This is a genomic window from Thermoflexus sp., assembly GCF_025055495.1.
Taxonomy (GTDB): domain Bacteria; phylum Chloroflexota; class Anaerolineae; order Thermoflexales; family Thermoflexaceae; genus Thermoflexus.
On record NZ_JANWXB010000262.1, the window covers coordinates 1 to 5603 of the forward strand.

At 63.9% G+C, this 5603-nt stretch carries 4 protein-coding genes; 2 read left to right on the forward strand and 2 right to left on the reverse strand.

The genetic code is table 11. From position 1 onward, the window contains the following. Nucleotides 1-342 precede the first annotated feature (342 nt). Both NZM16_RS08565 and NZM16_RS08570 read left to right on the forward strand, forming a co-directional pair. Nucleotides 343-1365 carry a glycosyltransferase gene (locus NZM16_RS08565; RefSeq protein ID WP_295450281.1) on the forward strand — a complete coding sequence of 341 codons (1023 nt, stop codon included), beginning with the start codon at nt 343-345 and terminating at the stop codon, nt 1363-1365. A 263-nt stretch (nt 1366-1628) separates the two neighbouring features. Then, nucleotides 1629-3443: a heme o synthase gene (locus NZM16_RS08570; RefSeq protein ID WP_295450284.1), complete on the forward strand. Its 1815-nt coding sequence runs from the start codon at nt 1629-1631 to the stop codon at nt 3441-3443. A 182-nt stretch (nt 3444-3625) separates the two neighbouring features. On the opposite strand, the gene NZM16_RS08575 is transcribed toward NZM16_RS08570, so the two are convergent. Together NZM16_RS08575 and NZM16_RS08580 are read right to left on the reverse strand one after the other, a co-directional pair. Next, nucleotides 3626-4243, reverse strand: coding sequence for an acyltransferase (locus NZM16_RS08575; RefSeq protein WP_295450287.1), 618 nt, complete (start codon nt 4241-4243; stop codon nt 3626-3628). 269 nt (nt 4244-4512) lie between these two features. After that, nucleotides 4513-5603, reverse strand: a 1091-nt coding sequence (locus NZM16_RS08580; RefSeq protein WP_295479933.1) for a sigma-70 family RNA polymerase sigma factor, incomplete at its 5' end; no start/stop codon positions are given.

The window sequence follows — 5603 nt, forward strand, 5'->3', positions numbered from 1 at the left end:
TTGTCTCGGGTCCGGGGAGGACGGATCGCTTCGCCGTCCGTGGAGCATCAGGGTTTTTCCGCTCTTTTGCCGGAGGGGGATAGCGCCCCGATCGGTGGAGATTGGGGAAGCCGAGACCGGTCTGAAGGAGCGATCACTTCCCCCCTTTCAGGCCGCCCGGGGAGGGGGAAACTTGTTCGTTCGTGGGGTGCGGGCTGCCCCGGGCCGTCTGCCCCCACCCACAAGGGTCGGCTCTTTGGGGATGTGGGGCGAGGATCTGGCGCGCCTTTGCAGCGCAAAGAAGTAGAATAGCTAACAGATGGTAAGGCCGCCTGATCCCCCAAATCCCATGGGGGGCGTTCGATGCTGCGGGTTTCCGTGATCGCCACCGTCAAAAACGAAGGGGATTCTATTCAGGAGTTGCTGGATTCCCTGGTCCTTCAGTCCCGTTCCCCGGATGAGGTGATCATCGCCGATGGGGGATCTACGGATGGAACCCTGGAGCGCCTGCGGGCGGAGCGGCGGCTGCCGCTGCGGATCATCGAGGCGCCGGGGACCAACATCGCTCAGGGGCGCAATCGGGCGATCGCCGCCGCCCGTGGAGAGATCATCGCGGTGACCGATGCCGGGGTGCGCCTGCATCCCGAATGGCTGGAGCATCTGCTCCGGCCCTTCGAGGAACGGCCGGGGACCATGGTGGCCGCGGGGTTCTTCCTTCCGGATCCCCGCACGCCGTTCGAGGTGGCGATGGCCGCCACCGTGTTGCCGGAGCGGCGGGAGATCCGACCGGATCGTTTCTGGCCCTCCAGCCGTTCGGTCGCCTTCCGCAAGGCTGCGTGGGAGGCGGTGGGCGGCTACCCCGAGTGGCTGGATTACTGTGAGGATCTGGTCTTCGATTTCGCCCTATATGAGCGTTTCGGCCCCTTCGCCTTCGTCCCCGAGGCCGTGGTTTACTTCCGGCCCCGTCGGACGATGCGGGCCTTCTTCCTGCAGTATTACCGGTATGCCCGGGGGGATGGGAAGGCGGATCTCTGGCGGCTGCGCCACACGATCCGTTACGGCACCTACCTGGGCCTGATCCCGGCCCTGGCCGGGCTCAGCCTGGGGGTTCATCCCCTGTTCACCCTGGGCTATCTGCTGGGGGGATGGCTCTATCTACGCCTTCCCTATCGCCGCCTCTTCCGGCTCTGGCAAGACTACACATGGCGGGATCGAATTCAGATGGCCCTCTGGATCCCGTTGATCCGGGTGTGGGGCGATGTGGCCAAGATGTGCGGCTATCCGGTGGGGGTATGGTGGCGCTGGCGTCACCTTCGGGGGTTCCACCGGCCTCGCGGATTCGCCGGGCTTCAACCCCGGGGAACATCGTGGGTTTCCGGGCAGTGATTCGCTGGCTCTCATTTCCCTCTCCCCTGATGAAAGCAGGGGGAGGGGAACGCTTGCGGAATGTCCATCCGCCTCCCCCAGCCCTCATGAACGCCAGGAAGTTATGGCATCCGAAGCGATGCTGAAAGACCAGGAGGGCCGCTGGTGGCTCTTCGGAAAATGGATCTCCGGAATGGAATTTCGGGCAAGCGTTTGTAGAGCAGCTCAGGATTTATCTGTATGATAAAGCCAACGAAAATTCCTCTTTCGCGCAGGAGCATCGCATGGGGAACGAAAAAGCCGGGAAGGGATTGCAGATCCTGCTGAGGATCACCGCCCTAGTCATCGGCCTGCTGACGATGTGGGGTGCGCTGGTGCGCACCACTGGATCCGGTCTGGGGTGCCCGGATTGGCCGTTGTGTTACGGACGGGTCATCCCTCCTCTGGACGATATAGCGGCCTGGTTGGAATGGATTCATCGGCTTCTGGCGGCCAGTGTGACGCCGTTGCTGGCGCTTTCCGCCCTGATCGCCTGGCGGAAGGAACAACGTCCGGGGCTTTACCGCCCGCTCTTCTGGGCGCTGGGGCTGGTCTTCGGGCAAGCCCTTCTGGGCGGGCTGACGGTGATCCTCGAACTTCCGCCGACCATGGTGGCGGTTCATCTGGCGCTGGCGTTGACGATCCTGGCCCTCACCCTGGTGGCGGCGGTGCGCGCCTCCGCGCCGTGGTCCGCCCGCGCCCCGCACCGGGAGCTTTCCTCGGTTCAACCCGCCGCCAGCGCGATGCGCTGGATCGGCATGGCCGGGCTGGGGCTGTTCGCCCTTACGCTGGTGGGAGCGGCGGTGACCGGAAGCGGAGCCTCCTGGGCGTGCTCGAGCTGGCCTTTCTGTGAGGGATGGATCATCTGGCCGGGGGATCTGCTGGGCCGCGTGCACATGCTGCATCGGCTGGTCGCCCTCGGCGTGGGACTCGCCATGGCCTGGCTCACGGTGCGGCTGGCGACCTGGCATGGGATCTCTCGCGGGATTTTCCACTGGGTTCTGGCCGCCTTCGTGCTCTACCTGATCCAGATCGGCCTGGGGGCGATCAACCTGTGGATGGGGTTCCCGGCGTCTTTGAACGCTCTGCATCTGGGGCTGGCCGCGGCGATCTGGGCGGCGATGGGGATCGCCTGGGCCTGGGCGCTGGGGGAGGCTCAGTGGGTGGAGGGAATCCCTGAGGAAACGGTCCGCCTGAGCAATCTGTGGGAGCCGTATTTCACTCTGACGAAACCGGGGATCGTGGCCCTGCTTCTGGTCACCACGGCGGGGGCGATGATGATCGCGCAGGGCGGCCTGCCCCCCATCCTCACGTTTATTTACACCCTGCTGGGCGGCTTTCTGATCTCCGGCGGGGCCAACGCGATGAACAACGTCTGGGATGCGGAGCTGGACCGGCGGATGCATCGCACGGCCCGCCGCCCCATCCCGGCTGGCCGGCTGGGGCGGGGAGAGGCGATGGGGGTTGCCTTGCTCTTTTCCGCCCTCGGCTTCTTGCTCCTGTGGACCTTTGTGAACACCACCGCGGCGTTGCTGGCGCTGGCGGGTTGGATCTGGTATGTGGGGATTTATACGATGGGATTGAAGCGGTGGACGTCGCAGAACATCGTGATCGGGGGAGCCGCTGGAGGGTTCGCCCCCATGGTGGGCTGGACGGCGGTGACCGGGCGGGTGGATCCGATGGCGCTGTTCCTGTTTGCGCTGATCTTTTTCTGGACCCCTCCTCACACCTGGTCCTTCGCGATCCTGACGGAGCGGGACTATCGGGAGGCGGGCGTTCCGATGCTGCCGGTGGTGACCGGGGCGCGGACGGCGGCGTTCCAGGCCTTCCTGTATACAGTCATCCTCGGGCTGCTCACGCTGACCCCCTTCGTCGCAGGGGCGATGGGGGGGATCTATTTGGTCGGGGTGCTGGCGCTGAACGCCTGGTTGCTGCTCCTGGCTTTCCGCCTCTGGCGGGCGCCGGAGAAGGCCATCGCCCGCCAGATGTATCACGCTTCGAACGCCTATTTGTTCCTGCTCTTTGTCCTGATGGTTCTGGACCGGGTGATCCGCCTCTGAAAAGCTGAGAGATTCCGCCATTAGGAGCTCGATGAGGGATGGCCTTATCCCTCTGGATTCCCTCCTCCCCGACCCAAAGGGCCGGAGGGGGAGGGAATCCAGGATTTTCGCCGCTCTTCCGGCGACAGGGGGAGAAACTCTGAGCGGGCGGGGCATTCCCAGGTCATATCCTCGGATCCCATCTATCTCGATGGGCTCATAGCCGCCTTCCAGTTGGAAGCAGGAATGGCGATCTGAAAATGGTTCTGAGGGCATTGGGCGATGATATGCTCAGATGTCTGTCTGACTGTTCTCAACTTGGCTCCACATGGGCATACAAAGCCGCGCAGGCGCGCGGGGTTGCCATAGACCAGACCGTAGGGGGGAACCTCCCGGGTCACCACGCTTCCCGCTCCGACCATAGCCCACTCCCCGATCGTCACCCCGCAACGGATGGTGGAATTGGCCCCGATAGAGGCCCCGCGCCGAACAAGGGTTTTGATCACCACCCAATCCTCCTCGGTCTTCAACGAGCCATCCGGACGGATGGCTCGTGGGAATATGTCGTTCGTAAAGCACACATGGGGGCCGATGAAGACGCCGTCCTCGATGATCACACCGCGATATATGGATACATAATTCTGAATCTTGACGTTATCGCCGATCACTACGCCCACATCGATGTAAACGCCCTTGCCGATGATGCAATGGACTCCAATGCGAGCCCCTTCCCGGATCTGGGCGTGATGCCAGATGACAGTGCCATCCCCGATCTCGGCATCTGTCGAAACTTCGGCAGTTGGATGAATTCGGATGGCCATTTCATCCTTGCTCCTCGCGGCAGATTCCGCCTCTTAGGGGGTTGGTGGGACATCTCATGCCTTTCAACGCATCGATGAATGGATCAACGGACCGACTGCTCCATCTGGTTTCTTCTCTGGGCGCAGCCTGAGGGCGGGAGCGGCAGCAGGCAAAGAGGGGTTAGGGTTTCCTCCTGGCGCAGGACTTGCCCTTGGCGGCTCGACTCCAAAGGGCATTCGACGAGATCGGGCGGGCCTGCCCGGCCGGATGGGCACCCTCGGTCTCCCGATCAGCTCAAGTAATCCTTCAACCGTCGGCTGTAGTGCGGATGGCGCAGTTTGCGCAGCGCCTTGCTTTCGATCTGGCGGATCCGCTCTCGGGTCAGCCCGAACATCTGCCCTACCTCATCTAGGGTTCGCCACTGGCCGTCTTTCAACCCGAAGCGAACCTCCAGCACCTGCCGCTCCCGTTCCGGAAGCGTGTCCAGGATCTCCCGCAGTTGCTCCCGAAGCATGGTCAGATGGGCCTCTTCCAGCGGGGTGCGGGTTCCCTGATCCTCGATGAAATCCGCCAGCTCGCTATCTTCCTCCTCCCCCACCGGCGTCTCTAAGGACATCGGCTCCGCTGCCCAGCGCAAGGCTCGCTCGACCTTCCGGGTGGCTTCCCGGAGACGGCGGGCCAGATAGGGCGGCAGGGGCTGGTTGGCGTTCCAGGCCGCCTGAATCTCCAGAATCTCCTCCGGGGAGAGCAGGTTCAGCTCCAGGGCCAGCTCCTCGGGGGTGGGATCCCGGCCCAGGGCCTGCTGGAGTTTCTGCTGAGCCCGCATCAGGCGGCTCAGGAACTCCGCCAGATGCACCGGGATGCGGATGGTGCGGGCCTGATCGGCGATGGCGCGGGTGATGGCCTGGCGGATCCACCAGGTGGCATAGGTGGAGAACTTGAAGCCCCGTCCGGGATCGAACTTCTCCACCGCCCGCAACAGCCCCAAATTCCCCTCCTGGATCAGATCTAGGAAGGAGACGCCGCGGCCGATGTATTTCTTGGCCACGCTGACCACCAGGCGCAGGTTGGATCGGATCAGCCAGGAACGGGCTTCCGAGGCCTGATCCCGCACATGCCGCCACCACCGGCTCAGCCGTTCTTCGGAGGGGAGATGGGCCCGCAGGGCCCGCTCGCTGGGCCACCGGATCATCGAGGCCGATCCCGTATCTACCTGTTCCGCCAGATACGAAAGCACCTCAGGGGGGAGCAGCCACAGGTCCGTGTAGATCCGGACCAGCTGGCGTAATAAATCCGCCAGCCGTCGACCGCCTCGCTGGCGCTCCAGATAGGGTTCGAGGGAGCGGGCTCGAGCCTCAAGGACTGGGCGGCTGACGTCAG

Bases quoted from the DNA above. Each gene is read 5' to 3' on its own strand.
- NZM16_RS08570 (WP_295450284.1), top strand. From the start codon at position 1,629: ATGGGGAACGAAAAAGCCGGGAAGGGATTGCAGATCCTGCTGAGGATC.
- NZM16_RS08565 (WP_295450281.1), top strand. From the start codon at position 343: ATGCTGCGGGTTTCCGTGATCGCCACCGTCAAAAACGAAGGGGATTCT.
- NZM16_RS08575 (WP_295450287.1), bottom strand. From the start codon at position 4,243: ATGGCCATCCGAATTCATCCAACTGCCGAAGTTTCGACAGATGCCGAG.